At 73.9% G+C, this 16,750-nt stretch carries 16 protein-coding genes; 13 read left to right on the top strand and 3 right to left on the bottom strand.

The window, feature by feature from the left end:
• Positions 1 to 45: 45 nt before the first annotated feature.
• Genes AC6JBM_RS36650 through AC6JBM_RS36625 form a run of 6 tightly spaced genes read left to right on the top strand, consistent with a single transcriptional unit; the run spans position 46 to position 6,218 of the window.
• Positions 46 to 798, top strand: a complete 753-nt coding sequence (locus tag AC6JBM_RS36650) for a prolipoprotein diacylglyceryl transferase (protein WP_497978496.1) — start codon at positions 46 to 48, stop codon at positions 796 to 798.
• Entirely contained in the window at positions 795 to 1,163 is a 369-nt protein-coding gene (locus tag AC6JBM_RS36645; RefSeq protein WP_497978495.1) for a hypothetical protein, read from the top strand. The genes AC6JBM_RS36650 and AC6JBM_RS36645 overlap by 4 nt, the downstream gene beginning before the upstream one ends.
• On the top strand, positions 1,160 to 2,722 hold the full coding sequence (locus AC6JBM_RS36640) for a radical SAM protein (RefSeq protein ID WP_350624225.1): 1,563 nt from the start codon (positions 1,160 to 1,162) through the stop codon (positions 2,720 to 2,722). Before AC6JBM_RS36645 ends, AC6JBM_RS36640 begins: the two co-directional genes overlap by 4 nt.
• Positions 2,719 to 2,976, top strand: coding sequence for a hypothetical protein (locus tag AC6JBM_RS36635; protein WP_350624223.1), 258 nt, complete (start codon positions 2,719 to 2,721; stop codon positions 2,974 to 2,976). The genes AC6JBM_RS36640 and AC6JBM_RS36635 overlap by 4 nt, the downstream gene beginning before the upstream one ends.
• A 29-nt stretch (positions 2,977 to 3,005) precedes the next feature.
• A complete protein-coding gene (locus AC6JBM_RS36630) occupies positions 3,006 to 3,692 on the top strand; it encodes a hypothetical protein (protein WP_497978494.1) in 687 nt (228 codons plus the stop codon).
• A gap of 3 nt (positions 3,693 to 3,695) precedes the next feature.
• Positions 3,696 to 6,218: a glycogen debranching N-terminal domain-containing protein gene (locus tag AC6JBM_RS36625; RefSeq protein WP_497978493.1), complete on the top strand. Its 2,523-nt coding sequence runs from the start codon at positions 3,696 to 3,698 to the stop codon at positions 6,216 to 6,218.
• Between the two features lie 1,036 nt (positions 6,219 to 7,254).
• Here AC6JBM_RS36625 and AC6JBM_RS36620 read toward each other — a convergent pair.
• Positions 7,255 to 8,592: a PQQ-dependent sugar dehydrogenase gene (locus AC6JBM_RS36620; RefSeq protein WP_497978492.1), complete on the bottom strand. Its 1,338-nt coding sequence runs from the start codon at positions 8,590 to 8,592 to the stop codon at positions 7,255 to 7,257.
• A gap of 33 nt (positions 8,593 to 8,625) precedes the next feature.
• Between AC6JBM_RS36620 and AC6JBM_RS36615 the strand changes: the two genes are divergently transcribed.
• From AC6JBM_RS36615 to AC6JBM_RS36600, 4 genes are all read left to right on the top strand, one after another.
• Complete coding sequence (locus AC6JBM_RS36615; protein WP_497978491.1) at positions 8,626 to 9,453, top strand: 3-methyladenine DNA glycosylase; 828 nt, start codon at positions 8,626 to 8,628, stop codon at positions 9,451 to 9,453.
• A gap of 83 nt (positions 9,454 to 9,536) precedes the next feature.
• Positions 9,537 to 9,992, top strand: coding sequence for a hypothetical protein (locus tag AC6JBM_RS36610; RefSeq protein WP_497978490.1), 456 nt, complete (start codon positions 9,537 to 9,539; stop codon positions 9,990 to 9,992).
• 173 nt (positions 9,993 to 10,165) lie between these two features.
• Positions 10,166 to 11,086 (top strand): ABC transporter ATP-binding protein, encoded by a 921-nt coding sequence (locus AC6JBM_RS36605; RefSeq protein WP_497978489.1) that lies wholly within the window; start codon positions 10,166 to 10,168, stop codon positions 11,084 to 11,086.
• Complete coding sequence (locus AC6JBM_RS36600) at positions 11,083 to 11,889, top strand: ABC transporter permease (RefSeq protein WP_497978488.1); 807 nt, start codon at positions 11,083 to 11,085, stop codon at positions 11,887 to 11,889. The genes AC6JBM_RS36605 and AC6JBM_RS36600 overlap by 4 nt, the downstream gene beginning before the upstream one ends.
• Before the next feature lie 170 nt (positions 11,890 to 12,059).
• Here the strand turns inward: AC6JBM_RS36600 and AC6JBM_RS36595 are convergent, their stop codons facing one another.
• Complete coding sequence (locus tag AC6JBM_RS36595) at positions 12,060 to 12,989, bottom strand: FAD-dependent oxidoreductase (RefSeq protein WP_497978487.1); 930 nt, start codon at positions 12,987 to 12,989, stop codon at positions 12,060 to 12,062.
• 108 nt (positions 12,990 to 13,097) lie between these two features.
• On the opposite strand from AC6JBM_RS36595, the gene AC6JBM_RS36590 reads away from it, so the two are divergent.
• Positions 13,098 to 14,003, top strand: a complete 906-nt coding sequence (locus AC6JBM_RS36590; RefSeq protein ID WP_497978486.1) for a LysR family transcriptional regulator — start codon at positions 13,098 to 13,100, stop codon at positions 14,001 to 14,003.
• Here the strand turns inward: AC6JBM_RS36590 and AC6JBM_RS36585 are convergent, their stop codons facing one another.
• Positions 14,004 to 14,825: an alpha/beta fold hydrolase gene (locus AC6JBM_RS36585; protein WP_497978485.1), complete on the bottom strand. Its 822-nt coding sequence runs from the start codon at positions 14,823 to 14,825 to the stop codon at positions 14,004 to 14,006.
• A 518-nt stretch (positions 14,826 to 15,343) separates the two neighbouring features.
• Between AC6JBM_RS36585 and AC6JBM_RS36580 the strand changes: the two genes are divergently transcribed.
• A complete protein-coding gene (locus AC6JBM_RS36580) occupies positions 15,344 to 16,114 on the top strand; it encodes a lytic polysaccharide monooxygenase (protein WP_497978484.1) in 771 nt (256 codons plus the stop codon).
• Positions 16,115 to 16,184: 70 nt separating this feature from the next.
• Positions 16,185 to 16,742 carry a DUF305 domain-containing protein gene (locus AC6JBM_RS36575; protein WP_497978483.1) on the top strand — a complete coding sequence of 186 codons (558 nt, stop codon included), beginning with the start codon at positions 16,185 to 16,187 and terminating at the stop codon, positions 16,740 to 16,742.
• Positions 16,743 to 16,750 lie beyond the last annotated feature (8 nt).

Raw genomic sequence — 16,750 nt, 5'->3', positions numbered from 1 at the left:
CCAGACACGCCCGGATGCGGCCGGATGGCACTAGGCTCGGCAACCGTGCACCCGGTGATCATGCGGATCGGCCCGGTGGCGATCCTGTCCCACGACGTGTTCGTGGGGCTCGGCGTCGGGATCGCCGCCCTCGTGCTGCTCTGGGAGATCCGCCGGCGCCGGGCCGAGGACGAGCGCCTCTGGTACGTGCTGGCCGGCGCCCTCGTCGGCGGGGCGATCCTCGCGCGGCTGGGCACCTGGGCGCAGCACCTCGACCCGCGCGACAACGCCTCGTTGCTGGAGCAGTGGGCGTACGGCAACCGCAGCATCCTCTCCGGGCTCCTCGGCGCCTATCTGGGCGCCCTGCTCGGCAAGCGGATCGGCGGGTACCCGCACAAGACGGGCAACCTGTTCGCCCCCGCCGTCGCCGCGGGCATGGCGGTCGGCCGGATCGGCTGCCTGCTGGCCGAGCCGCCGGGCACCCCGACGCGCCTGCCCTGGGGCATCCGGCTCGACGAGGCGCACGCCGCGGCCATGCACGTGCCCGCCGGCGTGCCGCTGCACCCCTCGTTCGTCTACGAGATCCTGTTCCACCTGGCCGCGTTCGCCGCCATCGTCGCCCTGCGCGAGCGGGTCACCGCGCCCGGGCGGATGTTCACGTACTACCTCGCCGCGTACGCCGCGTTCCGCTTCGGCGTCGAGTTCGTGCGCGGCAACGAGGTCGTGTGGGCGGGCCTGACCCGCTCGCAGCTGTTCCTGCTGGCCCTGCTGCCCCTGGGGCGTTTCGTCTGGTCCCACAAGCGCGTGGAGGCAACATGAGCTTCACCGTCCCGCCTCCGCCGCCCATGCCGGGGCCCGACCGCCCGATCCGGCCCGGGCGCGTGTTCGCCGGCATCGGCATCGTCTTCGGCGCGCAGCTCGTCGCCGTGCTGCTCGGCATCGGCGCGGTCGCGCTGGGCAGCAACAGCTCCGACCCGAACAACGGCCTGCTCGGCGTGTGGTTCGAGATCGCGCTGCAGGTCGCGCTGTTCGCCGCCTGCCTCACGTTCGGCATCATCTGGATCGTGCGCAAGGACCGCGGCATCGGCCTCGGCCTGCTCATCGGATGGGGCGCCAGCGTCCTGCTCTGCCCCGTCGTCGGTATCGGCGTCTGCCTCGCCGTCCTCAACCAAGGACAACTATGACCTCCTCCGGAATGCCACTGCGCGGCGACCGCATCCACCGCTACGTCAACGCGTTCTGCCCCTCCTGCGCGGCCGAGCAGCCGGATCGTCCACTGGAGACCGTCCAGCGCCTCTCGGGCTGGCTCGCGGAGCGCGACGGGCGGATCTGGCTCGAGCGCGGCTGCCCCTCGCACGGGCTGGTGCGCACCCTCTACGACGAGGAGCCGGAGATCCTGCGGTACCTCGAGCGCTGGACCGCCCCCACGAAGACCCACGTGCCCGACCTGGCCGGCAACTTCGCCCCGGTCCCGTCGGCCTACCTCGCCGGGCTGCCGGAGATGCAGACCCAGCACACCTGCATCCTGCTCGCCGACCTCACCGACAGCTGCAACCTGCGCTGCCCGACCTGCTTCACCGACTCCTCGCCGGCCATCGAGGGCGCCGTGCCGCTCGCCGACGTGCTCGCCAGCGTCGACACGAAGCTGTCGCGGGAGAACGGCCGCATCGACGTGCTCATGCTCTCCGGCGGCGAGCCGACCCTCTACCCGTGGCTCGCGGAGCTGCTCGACGAGGTCGGCCGGCGCAACGTCGTGCGGGTCCTCGTCAACTCCAACGGCGTGCGCATCGCCCGCGACGACGCGCTGCTGGACCTGCTCACCAAGCACCGCGAGCGGGTCGAGGTCTACCTGCAGTACGACGGCGTGTCCGAGCGCGCCGCCCGCCACCACCGCGGCGCCGACCTGCGCCGGCTCAAGGACCAGGCCGTGGAGCGCCTCTCCGCGCGCGGCATCTTCACCACGCTCACCATGACCTGCGCGCTCGGCGTGAACGACGACGAGATCGGCGCGGTCGTGAAGCGGGCGCTGGACACCCCGTACGTCGGCGGCGTCTCCCTGCAGCCGCAGTTCGGCTCCGGCCGCTCGGGCCCGATCGACCCGATGGACCGGCTCACCCACACCGGCGTCCTCGCGCGCCTCGGCCCGCAGACCGGCGACCTGGTCACCTGGCGCGACCTCACGGCGCTGCCCTGCTCGCACCCGCACTGCTGCTCGGTCGGGTACATGCTGCGCGACGACGCGGGCCAGTGGCAGTCGATGACCAAGCTCATCGGCCACGACCGGCTGCTGGAGTTCCTGGACCTCGCGCCCGACCTCGTCGCCAACCGCATCGCCGACGTCCAGCTCCCCGCGGCCCTGCGCGGCGCGGTCAAGGACTCGCTGCTCGGGCTGCTCTCGGAGCAGTCGTCGCTGTCCCACCCGGACGTGGGCGACCTGTGGCGCGACATCTGCGAGAACTGCGACCTGGGCATCTCGACGCTCACGACGCTCGTCTCGGCGTCGCTGCCGGGCGGGCGGCAGCGGCTGCGCAAGATGCTGGGGGAGCGGGTCAAGCGCATCACCGTGAAGCCCTTCATGGACATGCACACGATGATCGAGGAGCGGCTGCTGCAGTGCTGCGTGCACGTCGCGACCCGCCGCCCCGGCGAGTCGGGGCCGCAGGACCAGTGCGCGCCGTTCTGCGCCGTGCAGGCCTGGCCCGCGCTGTCCGCCCAGCGCCTGCCGCGCGCGGCCGCGCGATGACGGAGAAGCCCTACGATCCGCTGCGGCTGTGTGTGTACGCCACGATCGCGGCCCTGGCCTGGCTGCTCGGGCCGATCGCGGTGGTGGGGTTCGCGCTGCTCGGGTTCGCCGGGTACGTGCGCGCCCGCCGCCGCGGCCTCACACGGTCCAAGTGCGTGCTGCGCGACACCCGCCTCGTCCTGGCCTACCTCGGCGTCCTGGCGCTGGCCGGCTTCGCGGCGATCGGCTGGCGGGTGTACCACCTCCTCGCCTGACCGTCGACGCAGGTCTACGGTTGGCGTCTGTGAGTGATCTCCCGCCCGCCCAGGTGCCCGGCTGGTTGCGCCGCACGGAGGCGGAACAGCGCTGGCCCGCCGCGCTTGTCATCGCGATCGCCATCGTCATCCATCTCGTGCTGCCCGCCGACCTCGCGCCGCGCCCGCGCTGGCTGCTGCCCGGCCTCGAGGGCGCCGCGCTGCTCGCGATCGTCGTCGTCAACCCGCTGCGCATCAACCGCGAGACCCGCATCCTGCGCCCCCTCGCGCTCGGCCTCGTCGCGCTGCTGACCGTCGTCACCGCCTGGTCGGTGTGGCTGCTCGTCAGGGCGCTGTTCGAGAAGAACCAGAGCGAGCTGCCGCCCGCCCACCTGCTGCTGTGGGGCGCCGCGATCTGGCTCACCAACGTGATCGTGTTCGCCCTGTGGTTCTGGGAGATCGACCGCGGCGGCCCGGCCGCCCGCGCGGACGCGGACACGCCGCACCCCGACCTGCTGTTCACCCCGATGCAGGTGCCGGAGCTGGCGCCCCACGACTGGGAGCCCGGCTTCTTCGACTACCTGTACCTCGCCTTCACCAACGCGACCGCGTTCAGCCCGACGGACACGCTGCCGATGACCGTCCGGGCCAAGCTGCTGATGCTGGCCGAGTCCGTGGTCTCCCTGGTCACGGTCCTGCTGGTGGTGGCCCGGGCCGTGAACGTCATCGGCGGCTGAGGGATGCCGCCGCCGCACGTCCACGAGCACCTCACCTGCGTGGCCGCCCCCGCCACGTGGCTGTCGCCGCCCTCGGGCACCCTGTCCACCGGCGCCGACGGCCTCTACGTGGAGGACCGCCGCGTCCTGTCGCACTGGCGCGTGACGGTCGACGGCGCCGAGCCGGCGACGGCGGACGCGCACCGCACGGGTGCCGCGTCGGCGCGATTCTCCGCGGTACTGCCCGACGCCGCCCTGTCCCTGCGGCGCGACCGCCTGGCGGAGCCGACGGGCGGAACGGAGACCATCACGCTGGCCAACACCGCTTCGGAGCCGCGCACGGTCACGGTCACGGTGCATGCCGCGACCGATTTCGCACCGCTGGGCCTGGTCCGCGCGGGCCGCGCCGCCGCCGATTTCGCACCGCCGGGCCGCGTCCGCGCGGGCCGCGCCGCTGCCGCGGCCGATCTCGCACCGCCTGGCCCGGTCCGCGCCGTTGCCGCGACCGATCTCGTACCGCCGGGCCCGGTCCGCGTCGCTGCCGCGGCCGATCTCGCATCGCCGGGCCGCGTCCGCGCGGGCCGCGCCGCCGAGGCGACCGGGACCGTCTCGCCCGAGCTCGAGTGGCGTTCGGCCGACGGCATGTCGGTCCGGATCGAGGCGACCCCGCCGGCGGCCGTGACGACCGCGGGCGCGGAGGCGACGCTGCAGTGGCGGGCGGTCGTGCCCCCGAGCGCCACCTGGACCGCCGAACTGCGCGTGACCCGCACCGACATCCCGCCGATCGCCCGCCCCAAGCGGTTCAGCACCCTGCGCGTGGCCGCCGAGGACCACCGCCTGGACGCCCTCGTCCGCACCGGCGTGCAGGACCTGGACGCCCTGCGCCGCACCGAGGGCCCGGACGCGTACTACGCCGCCGGCAGCCCCTGGTTCCTGACCCTCTTCGGCCGGGACGCCCTGTGGTCCGCCCGGCTCGCCCTCCCGCTCGGCCACGACGTCGCCGCCGGCACCCTGCGCGCCCTGGCGGACCGCCAGGGCACCGGACACGACCCGGCGACGGAGGAGGAGCCGGGCCGCATCCTGCACGAGCTGCGCCGCGCCGACAGCGCCCCGAGCTTCCCCCCGGCCTACTACGGGACGGCCGACGCGACGCCGCTGTTCGTGAGCACCCTCGCGGAGGCCTACCGCTGGGGCATGCCCGCCGCGGCGGTCCGCGCCCTGCTGCCGAACGTCCGCCGCGCCCTGGCCTGGCTGCGGAGCCACGACGGCTTCATCACCCACACGACCGGCGGCCCCGGCCTGTCCAACCAGGGCTGGAAGGACTCGTCGGAGGCCATCCAGCACGCGGACGGCCGCGAGGCGCGGGGGCCGATCGCCTTGAGCGAGGTCCAGGCCTACGCGTACCGGGCTGCCCTCGACGGGGCCTGGCTCCTGGAGCAGCTCTCGGACGGCGCGCCTTCTCGCCCGGCGCTCTCCGGGCTCTCTGGGCTTTCTGCGCTTTCCGGGCTTTCTGGGCTCTCCGGGTCCGCCGGACGCCCTGGGTTTTCTGGCTTTTCTGGCTTTTCTGGGCTCTCTGGCGCGGGCCCGGCGGAGGCTCGTTCGGGGCTGGCGAGCCTGAACGCGTGGCTCGCGGAGGCGGCCGATGGGGGCTCGGACCCGGCGCGCCCGGCCGCATCGGACGCGGGCGCGGGCCGCTCGGGCGCGGGCCGCTCGGGCGCGGGCCGCTCGGACGCGGGCCGCTCGGACGCGGGTGGCTCGGACGCGGGTGGCTCGGAGTCTGGTGGCTCGGACGGGGACGACTCCGGGGCCGAGTCTGCGGCGGACGAGGCGAAGCGGTGGCGAGCCTGGGCGGACGACCTCGGCACCCGCTTCCGGGCGGCGTTCTGGTGCCCCGGCGGATACCCGGCGATCGCCCTCGACGGCGACGGCCACCCGATCGACCTGGTGGCGTCGAACATGGGCCATCTGCTGGGTACCGGGCTGCTGACGCCGGGGGAGAGCGCCACCGTGGCCGGGCACCTGGCCGGGCTGCGCTCGTCGTTCGGGATTCGCACGGCGTCGCCGGCCTCGGCCGGGTACGACTCCCTCGCCTATCACCTCGGCTCCGTCTGGCCCCACGACAACGCGATCACCCTGCTCGGCCTCGTGCGCGACGGCCATCACGCGGAGGCGTCGGCGGTGATCACGGCCCTGCTGGCGGCGGCGGAGCGGTTCGAGTACCGGCTGCCGGAGCTGTACGGCGGCGACGACCCGCCCACGCCCTACCCGTTCGCCTGCCGCCCCCAGGCCTGGGCCGCCGCCGTCGCACCCGCGATCCTGACCGCCCTGCTGGGCCTGGACGTCGACGTACCCGCGGGCCGCATCACGTTCGCCCCGCTCGCCCCGTCCCCGGTCGGCGCGTACCGCGTCCGAGGCCTGAAAATCGCCGACGGCGAACTGGACGTGAGCGTCACGGCCGCGGGCGAGCTGACGGTCCACAATGGACCACTCGGCGTGACGTTCCACAACGCCGACGGCAGCCCGGCCCGGATCGCCCGCCCGACCTAGCGCCTCCGCGCCTCCGCGCCTCCGCGCCTCCGCGCCTCCGCGCCTCCGCGCCTCCGCGCCTCCGCGCCTCCGCGCCTCCGCGCCTCCGCGCCTCCGCGCCTCCGCGCCTCCGCGCCTCCGCGCCTCCGCGCCTCCGCGCCTCCGCGCCTCCGCGCCTCCGCGCCTCCGCGCCTCCGCGCCTCCGCGCCTCCGCGCCTCCGCGCCTCCGCGCCTCCGCGCCTCCGCGCCTCCGCGCCTCCGCGCCTCCGCGCCTCCGCGCCTCCGCGCCTCCGCGCCTCCGCGCCTCCGCGCCTCCGCGCCTCCGCGCCTCCGCGCCTCCGCGCCTCCGCGCCTCCGCGCCTCCGCGCCTCCGCGCCTCCGCGCCTCCGCGCCTCCGCGCCTCCGCGCCTCCGCGCCTCCGCGCCTCCGCGCCTCCGCGCCTCCGCGCCTCCGCGCCTCCGCGCCTCCGCGCCTCCGCGCCTCCGCGCCTCCGCGCCTCCGCGCCTCCGCGCCTCCGCGCCTCCGCGCCTCCGCGCCTCCGCGCCTCCGCGCCTCCGCGCCTCCGCGCCTCCGCGCCTCCGCGCCTCCGCGCCTCCGCGCCTCCGCGCCTCCGCGCCTCCGCGCCTCCGCGCCTCCGCGCCTCCGCGCCTCCGCGCCTCCGCGCCTCCGCGCCTCCGCGCCTCCGCGCCTCCGCGCCTCCGCGCCTCCGCGCCTCCGCGCCTCCGCGCCTCCGCGCCTCCGCGCCTCCGCGCCTCCGCGCCTCCGCGCCTCCGCGCCTCCGCGCCTCCGCGCCTCCGCGCCTCCGCGCCTCCGCGCCTCCGCGCCTCCGCGCCTCCGCGCCTCCGCGCCTCCGCGCCTCCGCGCCTCCGCGCCTCCGCGCCTCCGCGCCTGGCGTCATCGACGACTCGTGCGGGCGTGCCGGCTTCAGGCGGGTGACTGCGGCCCGCGCGAGCCGCAGCGGACACGAACCCGTCGCGCCGCACGGACGCCGGGCCGCGTCCGCAGCGCCGCACGGACGCGGCCCGGCGGGCGGGCGGCGGCGGCCGCGACCCGAGCGTCAGCCGGCGCGCGGAGGCGTCAGGCGCAGGATGGTACCGCTGCCGTCGTCGCTGATCAGGAGCGTTCCATCGGTGTCGACCGCGGCGTCCACGGGCCGCCCCCACCACTTCCCGTCCGCGCCCACGAACCCGGTCGCCAGGTCGACGGGGTCGCCCGGGCCGTTCGCCGTCCACGGAATGAACAGCACCTTGTAGCCGGCCGGCTTCGTGCGGTTCCACGACCCGTGCAGCGGCACGATCGCCGCGCCGTTGTAGAACGTCAGGCCCAGCGGCGCGCTGTGCGGGGGCAGCCCCAGGTCGATCGGGTCGGCCTTGGCGCAGTCGGCCTTCGAGCCGTCGCGGTTGAGCTCGTAGTCGCGCAGGAAGCCCATGTTGCGCAGGCCGTTGTCGCTGTTCGGGTTGCAGAACGGCCACCCGTAGAAGCCGCCGTCGCGGACCTTGATCATCTCCTCGGGCGGGTAGTCGTCGATGAACTCGGGCATGCGCTTGCCCTTGTCCGACTTGCCGTCGCCGTCGACGTCGCGGTCGTCCGGCACCAGCGTGTTGTCGCGGTTGTTCACGACGATCCAGAGCTCGTCGGAGCCGGGGCGGAAGGCGAGGCCCTCGGCGTTGCGGATGCCGTGGGCGAGCAGGTGCCGCGACGCGTTCGTGCCGCCCGCGGCGTACGTGTAGATCGCGGCCCGCTCCGGGTCGCTCTCGGTGTCGGAAACGCAGGCGTTGCACGTGGAGGCGATCGAGACGTACAGCGTCTGGCCGTGCACGGCGATGTTCTTGAGCATGTGCGCGTAGGTGCCGCGCAGCTCCGGCGTGCTGGTGTCGGGCAGCCCGTCGACGACGACCTCGCCGTGCTCCGCCTTCGTGTCGCCGGTGGTGTACGGGTACCGCACGACGCGGTTCGATTCGGCGATGAACAGGAACATCTGCCCGTTGACCGGCGCGAACACCATGTCGTGGGGCTGGCGCAGGCCCGTCGCGAACTCCGACACCGCGCCCGCGCGCACGAGCTGCACCTTCCCGGCGCCCGGCTGGGAGACCAGCAGGTCCCCGCCCGGCGTCAGGGCCATGAAGCGGGCCTTGTCGACCCGCGCGTAGACGGATGCCTTCCAGCCGGTGGGCAGCTGCAGATACCGGTCCCGGTCGAACGGCGCGGCCCCGAGCCCGGGCGGCACGTCGATCTTGACCCGGGCCGGCGCCCCGAGCGTCGGCGGCGCGGCGGTGCCGTACGCGCCCGCGGTCCCCGGCCGCGCGGGCGCGGGCTCGGCCGATCCGCCGGGCGCGTCCGTGCACGCGGCGAGGGGTAGTGAGCAGGCGAGCAGCAGAGCGGCGAGCTTGCGCATGGCTCCGACGCTACCGCTTCGTAAACTTGTACGGTGCAGCTCACCGTTCTGGACCGGCCGACCTGGGAGGCCCGCCGCGCCGCCCACGAGGCGCGCGTGGACGCGTGGATCGAGCCGCACCTCGCCCGCCGCCGGCTCGGGCGCAAGCACCCGGTAGAGGACTTCCTGTTCACGTACTACTCCTACCGGCCCGCCCAGCTGCGCCGCTGGCATCCGGGCGCGGGCGTGGAGCTCGCCGGCTCGGGCGCGGAGGCGGAGACGGTGCCGGCCCGCCGCGCGGAGGCGATCGCGTGGATCCGCGACCTGCTCGTCGCCACCGCCGCCCGGACGCCGCACCTGGGGTGCTTCGGGCTGCACGAGTGGGCGATGGTGTACCGCCAGACCCAGGACGAGCTGCGGCACAACGCGTGGCCGTTGCGCCTGGGCCCAGCCGGCACCGACGCGGTCGTCGAGGGCAGCCGGATCCGGTGCAGCCACTTCGACGCGTACCGCTTCTACACCGCCCCCGCGCGCCCGCTGAACCTGCTCCAGCCGACCCGCGAGACCCAGACGGCCAACGAGCAGCCGGGCTGCCTGCACGCGAACATGGACCTCTACAAGCACGCGTACAAGATGTCCCCGCTCGTCCCCGCCGAGCTCATCGCCGACTGCTTCGAGCTCGCCCGCGACGTGCGCACGCTCGACATGCGCGCCTCGCCCTACGACCTGGCCGACCTCGGCTACGAGCCGGTGCGCATCGAGACCCCCGACGGCCGCACCCGCTACGTCGAGGCGCAGCGCTCCTTCGCCGAGCGCGCCGCGCCGCTGCGGGGGCGCCTGATCGCCGAGTGCGAGAGGCTCCTGGAGGCCGTCGCCGACTGACCGCCGGGAGGAGTCCGGGCGCGAGCGCCTGGTGTATAAGTCGGGTTCATGTTCTGGCGGGAACTCGGATCCGGGGAGTGGCGATGAGCGAGGTACGGCGGCGTTTGGGGCCCTTGCTGGGCATGTGGGACACCGTCGCCACCGTGAACGGCAAGGTCACCATGCGCGGCTGGGCGAGCTTCGCGTGGGCGGACGACGGGGAGTTCCTCGTGCAGCGCGCGGACGCGGACCCGCCGGGCGACGAGGTGCCCCGCGAGTGGATCGAGAACTCGCCCTTCCCGACGACGTCGCTGATCGGCTACGACGACGGCAGCAAGACCTTCACGATGCTCTACTCCGACGCGCGCGGCGTGCTGCGGGCCTACGGCATGGACGTCGACGGCGGCACGTGGCGCATCTGGCGCGCGGCCGAGGGCTTCAACCAGCGCTTCACCGGCACCATCGCCGCGGACGGCAAGCGCATCGACGCGTCGTGGGAGATGTCCCAGGACGGCCTCACCTGGTCCAAGGACTTCGACCTGACCTACACGCGCGGCTGAGCGGCGTCACAGCCTCTCAAAGCCTCGCCACAGCAGGACCCTTCTACCTTCGCTTCGACGGCGCGCCCGCGCGGGACAGGCCACGTTCGGCCGCCGATCCCGCGCGCGGCGGCGAGCCGAGACGGTGCGTCCGCGCGGGGGCGCACCGGCCACCGCAGCGGAGGGATACCACCATGATCGAGGCTGTCGGCCTCACGAAGCGCTACGGCGACCGTGTCGCCGTCGACCGGCTGTCGTTCACCGTGCGCCCCGGACAGGTCACCGGATTCCTCGGGCCCAACGGGGCGGGCAAGTCGACCACGATGCGCATGATCGTGGGCCTGGACGCGCCGACCGCGGGCACCGTCACCGTCAACGGCCGGCCGTTCGCGGCCCTCGGCAGCCCGCTGCGCGAGGTCGGGGCGCTGCTGGACGCGAAGGCCATCCACGGCGGGCGCAGCGCGTACCACCACCTGCTGTGCCTCGCCCAGAGCAACAACCTGCCGCGCCGTCGCGTCGGCGAGGTGCTCGAGATCGTCGGGCTCACCGGTGTCGCGCGGAAGCGCTCGAAGGGCTTCTCGCTCGGCATGGGCCAACGGCTCGGCATCGCCGCGGCGCTGCTCGGCGATCCGAGGGTGCTCATGTTCGACGAGCCGGTCAACGGCCTGGACCCGGAGGGCATCCTGTGGATCCGCAACCTGATGCGCTCCCTGGCCGCCGAGGGCCGCACCGTGCTCGTCTCCAGCCACCTCATGTCCGAGATGGAGCACACCGCCGACCACCTGCTCGTGATCGGCCGCGGCCGGCTCATCGCGGACTGCACGGTGCGTGAGTTCATCGACCGGAACTCGGCGCTGGCGGTACGCGCGCGGACGCCCGATCCCGCCCGCCTGACCGAGCTCGTCACCGCCGCGGGCGGCGCGGTCGCGCCCGAGCCCGACGGCGCCCTGCTCATCACCGAGCTGCCGCTCCCGCGCGTAGGCGACCTGGCCTACGACGGCGGCGTCCGGCTGCACGAGCTCTCGCCGCTGCAGGCCTCGCTGGAGCAGGCGTTCATGGAACTGACCAAGGACAGCGTGGAGTACCACGCGGCCGTCCCGGGGGAGAAGCGATGACGGATTCGGTACTGCCACGAGCCGCCCTGCCCGGCATGCTCCGCTCGGAGTGGACGAAGCTGCGCACGGTGCGCTCCACCGTGTGGTCGCTGGTGGCCATGGCCGCCATCGCGCTCGGCCTCATGTCGCTCATCGCGTGGGCGGTGATCCGCCAGTGGGACACGGCCGGCCCCTCCGGGCAGGAGTACCTGCGCACGCACCCGCTCGAGCTGATCCTGTCGCGCCCCGTGTTCATCGCGCAGCTCGTCGTCGCCGTGCTCGGGGTGATGGTGATCTCCGCGGAGTACACCACCGGCATGATCCGCTCCACCCTCCAGGCGCAACCGCGCCGCCTGACCGTCCTGTCGGCGAAGGTCCTCGTCTTCGCCGGCCTCATGCTCGCCGTCGGCGAGCTGCTCTCCTTCGGCGCGTACTTCCTGGGCAAGGCCATCATCTCCGCCCACGTCCCGGTCTCCCTGAGCGACCCGGGCGTGGCCCGCGCCGTGATCGGAGCCGGCCTCTTCACGGCGATGCTGGGCCTGTTCTCGCTCGCCCTGGGCGCGATCATCCGGCACACCGCCGGGGCGATCACCACGGTCCTGGGCCTCATCCTCATCGTGTCGCAGCTGACGTCCCTGCTGCCGGGCACGTGGGGCGCGCGGGTGCACGCGTGGATGCCGACCAACGCCGGAGCGCTCATCTTCGAGCCGACGGTGCGGCAAGGCTCCGTGCTGACCCCATGGGAGGGGTTCGCGGTCTTCTCGGGCTGGACGGCGGTCCTGCTGATCATCGCCGCGTACCTCTTCAAATCCCGCGACGCCTGACCTCCAGGGCCTCACGAGGGCACCACGCCGCTCCCGCGCGCCGGCGTGGTGCCCGTTCCCGCGTGCCGGCGTGGTGCCCGCTCCCGCGCGTCATCTCCGCGGCGTGGCGCCGCTCCCGCGCGTCATCTCCGCGGCGTGGCCCTGGTTTGCGCTGCCTCGCGGATCCGGCCTCAGGTCTGCGACACGAGGCCCGCGACCTCGTCCGCGCACCCCCAGGACAGCGTCACGCCCGCGCCCCCGTGGCCGTAGCTGTGCACGACGCGCGTGCCACCCGGCAGCCGCCGCGGGTCCACCTCGAGCCGCGGCCCACCCTCCCGCGCGGGCCGCAGACCAGCCGCCGCCCACAGCGTCCGCACACCGGCGAGCTCGGGCACGAGCTCGGTACACCGCCGCAGAATCGCCGCCGACGTGGCGGGCTCGGGCTCCTCGTTCCAGTCGCCGGGCTGGAACGTCCCGCCGAGCACGACATCCCGCGAGCGCGGATGGATGTACGTCATGCCGTCCGGATGCTCCTCATCGCGCACCGACGTCTCGATCCCCGGATTGGCCACGACCACGATCTGCCCCCGGCCCGGAAACATCGCCGCGTCATCCGCGAGCACCCGCGCGCCCAGCCCGGTCGCGTTGACCACCGTGCCCGCCTGCCCGCCCAGGTCAGCGAGGCGGGCCACGCGCCCGCGCGCAATCGTGCCGCCCAGCGCCCGGACGCGCTCGGCAAGCCACGGCAGGTACGCCTCCATCTCCACCGACGGCACCGTGAACCGCCACTCGCCCGGATGCGCCGCGAAGTCGGGCACCGCCGCAGCCCACCACGGCGTGTCGGCGGGCCGGCGAAGCAGCATCCGCGTCGGCCGCGGCGCAACGCCGGCAATGCCGTCACTCGCCTGCGCCATCAACAAGTCGTACGTCCTGTGCGCCCACACCAGCACCCGCGGATCAGCCGCGGTGTGGGAGGGGTACCACACGGCCGCCGCGAGGCGCGACACCGTTTGCAGCGGCTCGTCGGCCGTGACGACCCGCACCCGCGCCCCGGCTTCGAGCAGCCGCACCGCACACGTCAGGCCAATGACCCCGGCACCGACAACAGTCACGTCATCCATGCATTGCAGGCAACCAGCGTCCGGCCGGCTTTGTCCAGGTCGCGCGTGTTATCGCGCGATAAGCCACGCTTATGGCCCGCGCTTCGCGCCCGCGCCTATGCTCGGCCGATGGAACCGTTGGATCTGCGGCGGCTGCGCTACTTCGTGGTGCTGGCCCAGGAGCTGCACTTCACCCGCGCGGCCAAGGAGCTGTGCATCGCCCAACCGGCGCTGAGTCAGCAGATCCGCACGCTCGAGCGCGAGGTCGGTGCCCGGCTCGTCGAACGCCGCCCGGGCGGGTGCTCGCTCACCGCCGTCGGCAAGGTGGTGGCGGCCGAGGCCACGCTGCTGCTCGCTCAGGCCCGGGCCGCGCGGGAGAACATCGACGCGGCCGCGCGCGGGCAGGACGGGCGGATTCGGCTGGCCTACACGCGATCGGCCCGCGGCGGGCGGGTCGACGCGCTGATCGAACGCTTCCGGGCGCAGAACCCGCACGTCGAGGTGGTGCCGGAGACCGGCTGGCATGCGCCGAACGTCGCGGGACTGCTGGCCGGGCGGTACGACGCGGCATTCGTCCGGCCGCCACTCGACGAGCCCGGCATCCGCTGGCGGCTGGTCGACACCGAGGAACTGCGGCTCGCCCTGCCGTCCGGGCACCGCCTGGCCCGCCTGCGCCGGGTGTCGCGCGAGGAGGTCGCGGGTGAGCCGGCGGTGATGTGGCCGCGCGAGAACGGCCCCGGCATGTTCGACCGCATCGTCGCGCAGGTGTGGCCGTCCGGGATCAACCTGGTCCGCTACGAGCCGGACGACGAGCAACTCCTGCGCGCGGTCGCGGCCGGAGGCGTGGTCGCCGCGGTGCCGGAGGGCCGCGCGAAGGCCCTGCGGGTGCGCGGCGTGGTGCTGCGCCGCCTCACCCCGCCGACGCCCACCGTCGACATCGGCCTCGCCTGGAACGACCGCACGTCGACCCCCGTGGTCCAGCGCCTCCTCGCGACGCTGGACGATCTCGGCGAGCCGCCGTCAGGAGGCTCGTGATCATTCCTGGACGAACGCGAGCAGGTCGGCGTTGAACGCGGCCTCGTAGGTGCCGCTGATGCCGTGGGGCGCGCCCGGGTACACCTTCAGGCTCGCGTTCTTGAGCAACCGCACGGACTTGAGGGCCGCGGCCTGGATCGGCACGATCTGGTCGGCGTCGCCGTGCGCGACGAACACGGGGATGTCGATGCGCTTGAGGTCCTCGGTGAAGTCGGTCTCGGAGAACTCGCGCACGCAGTCGTACGCGGCCTTCAGCCCCGCCTGCATGCTCAGCCGCCAGAACTGCTCGCGCAGGCCGTCGGAGACCTTGCTGCCGGGCCGGTTGGCGCCGTAGAACGGACCGCTCAGGTTCCGGAAGTACTGCGCGCGATCGGCGAGCAGCCCGGCGCGGATCTCGTCGAACATGCCGCGCGGAGTGCCCTCCGGGTTGGCGTCGGTCTTGAGCATCAGCGGCGGTACGGCCCCCGCCAGCACCGCCTTCGACACGCGCGACGTGCCGTGGCGCCCGAGGTACCGGGTGACCTCGCCGCCGCCGGTCGAGTGCCCGACCAGGACGGCGTCGGTGAGTCCGAGCTGGTCTATCAGCTCCGCGAGGTCGTCGGCGTAGGTGTCCATGTCGTTGCCGGACCACGTCTGCGTGGATCGTCCATGGCCGCGCCGATCGTGCGCGACCGCGCGGAAGCCCTGCGACGCGAGCAGCATCATCTGGCCGTCCCAGGCGTCGGCGTTGAGCGGCCAGCCGTGACTGAACACGACGGGGCGGCCGGAACCCCAGTCCTTGTAGAAGATCTGCGCGCCGTCGGACGTGGCGATGTAGGGCATGGCGTCTCCTCGCGAACCGGGTCGGACGGGTCCGTGCTGACCTGTCCGCGTTCCGGCGGGCGAACCTCGCCCGCCGGGATGGGTCGCGCGGCCGCGCGGCCGGCGCTGCGAAGGGAGCCCGGGACGGACAGCCGGCCGCGACGCACTGAGGCGCCCGCGCGGAAGCGCCCGCGACCGGACTCCGAGGCGCACGGCGGCGCCTCACGCACGGCGGCGCCTCACGCACGGCGGCGCCTCACGCACGGCGGCGCCTCACGCACGGCGGCGCCTCACGCACGGCGGCGCCTCACGCACGGCGGCGCCTCACGCACGGCGGCGCCTCACGCACGGCGGCGCCTCACGCACGGCGGCGCCTCACGCACGGCGGCGCCTCACGCACGGCGGCGCCTTAAAGGCTGGTCAACCCTACCTGAAGTGAGAGCGCTCCATCGACCAATATTCATAAAGGTTATTTACTGTTAACAATCCTTCCCTTACATTGGGCGGCATCACCCCCCACCGCTGGAAGGAGCGATTGAATGCGTAAAGCGATCGCTGCGGTACCCCTCACGCTGGCCGCCGTGGCCGCCGCACTCCTCGTGACGGCGTCCCCCGCGTCCGCGCACGGGTACATCTCCTCACCACCCAGCCGCCAGGCGATGTGCGCCCAGGGCCGCGTGGCCAACTGCGGCGAGATCGTCTACGAACCGCAGAGCGTCGAAGGTCCGAAGGGCCTGACGAGCTGCAGTGGCGGCAACAGCCGGTTCGCGGAGCTGGACGACCCGAACAAGGGCTGGCCCGCGACGTCGGTCGGCAACACCGTCACGTTCACGTGGGTGTTCACCGCCCGCCACTCCACGACGAACTTCGAGTACTTCGTGGGCGGCACCCGCATCGCCAACATCGACGGCGGCAACCGTCAGCCCGACGCGACCGTCTCCCACACGGTGAACCTCGGCGGCCGTACCGGCCGCATCCTGGTGCTGGCCCGCTGGAACATCGCCGACACCGGCAACGCGTTCTACTCGTGCGTCGACCTGCAGGTCGGCACCGGCGGCGGGAACCCGACGCCGACGCCCACCCAGCCGTCGCCGTCGCCGACGCGTCCGAGCCCCTCGCCGTCCACCTCACCGTCCACCTCACCGACCTCGCAGCCGCCGACGGGCACGACCACCTGGGCCGCCGGCACCGCGTACAAGGTCGGCGACCGCGTCACGTACAACGGCGTGACGTACCAGTGCCGCCAGGCGCACACCGCCATCCCCGGCTGGGAACCACCCAACGTCCCGGCCCTGTGGCAGCGCGTCTGATCGTCCGGTACCGCTGAAAGAAGGGCGGCGTCCCGGCTCCCCCGGGACGCCCCCGCGCGCAGGGAGACCCATGAAACGCATTGCGCTCCTGCTTGCGACGTTCCTGCTGGCGGGCTGTGCCGCCGCCCCGGCCCAGCCCGCCCCGGCAGGAACCGAGCAACGCGTCTTCAACGACACCGACGTCATGTTCAGCCAGATGATGGCGGCGCACCACAGCCAGGCCCTCGAGATGGTGCGCCTGGCCCGCACGAAGGCCGCACGCGAGGATGTGCGCACCCTCGCGGCCGCGATCGACGCCACCGAGACCGACGAGCTCAAGACGATGCGGGTCTGGCTCGAGTCGTGGGGCCAGCCGCCCAACGCCGACGCGTCCGCGCACGCCGGCCACGGCGGCGCGCACGGCGCAAACCCCGACGACATCAAGGCGCTGCAGGCCGCGACCGGAACGGACTTCGAGACGAAGTTCCTGAACCTGCTCATCGCGCACCAGCACAACGCGATCGAGATCGCGCGCATGGAGACCGGCTCGGGCGTCAACCCCGGGGCGCTGGACCTGGCCAAGCGCATCGACGAGTCGCGCACCGCCGAGATCCAGCAGATGCTCCGGTACCTCAACCAGCCCGCCTGATCCCGCAT

The organism is Dactylosporangium thailandense (genome assembly GCF_059739745.1).
This window is presented reverse-complemented; position numbering and strand designations above follow the sequence as displayed.

Coding starts and splice junctions, on each gene's coding strand:
- AC6JBM_RS36645 (WP_497978495.1), top strand. CDS start 795: ATGAGCTTCACCGTCCCGCCTCCGCCGCCCATGCCGGGGCCCGACCGC.
- AC6JBM_RS36640 (WP_350624225.1), top strand. CDS start 1,160: ATGACCTCCTCCGGAATGCCACTGCGCGGCGACCGCATCCACCGCTAC.
- AC6JBM_RS36635 (WP_350624223.1), top strand. CDS start 2,719: ATGACGGAGAAGCCCTACGATCCGCTGCGGCTGTGTGTGTACGCCACG.
- AC6JBM_RS36625 (WP_497978493.1), top strand. CDS start 3,696: ATGCCGCCGCCGCACGTCCACGAGCACCTCACCTGCGTGGCCGCCCCC.
- AC6JBM_RS36620 (WP_497978492.1), bottom strand. CDS start 8,592: ATGCGCAAGCTCGCCGCTCTGCTGCTCGCCTGCTCACTACCCCTCGCC.
- AC6JBM_RS36610 (WP_497978490.1), top strand. CDS start 9,537: ATGAGCGAGGTACGGCGGCGTTTGGGGCCCTTGCTGGGCATGTGGGAC.
- AC6JBM_RS36605 (WP_497978489.1), top strand. CDS start 10,166: ATGATCGAGGCTGTCGGCCTCACGAAGCGCTACGGCGACCGTGTCGCC.
- AC6JBM_RS36600 (WP_497978488.1), top strand. CDS start 11,083: ATGACGGATTCGGTACTGCCACGAGCCGCCCTGCCCGGCATGCTCCGC.
- AC6JBM_RS36595 (WP_497978487.1), bottom strand. CDS start 12,989: ATGGATGACGTGACTGTTGTCGGTGCCGGGGTCATTGGCCTGACGTGT.
- AC6JBM_RS36590 (WP_497978486.1), top strand. CDS start 13,098: ATGGAACCGTTGGATCTGCGGCGGCTGCGCTACTTCGTGGTGCTGGCC.
- AC6JBM_RS36585 (WP_497978485.1), bottom strand. CDS start 14,825: ATGCCCTACATCGCCACGTCCGACGGCGCGCAGATCTTCTACAAGGAC.
- AC6JBM_RS36580 (WP_497978484.1), top strand. CDS start 15,344: ATGCGTAAAGCGATCGCTGCGGTACCCCTCACGCTGGCCGCCGTGGCC.
- AC6JBM_RS36575 (WP_497978483.1), top strand. CDS start 16,185: ATGAAACGCATTGCGCTCCTGCTTGCGACGTTCCTGCTGGCGGGCTGT.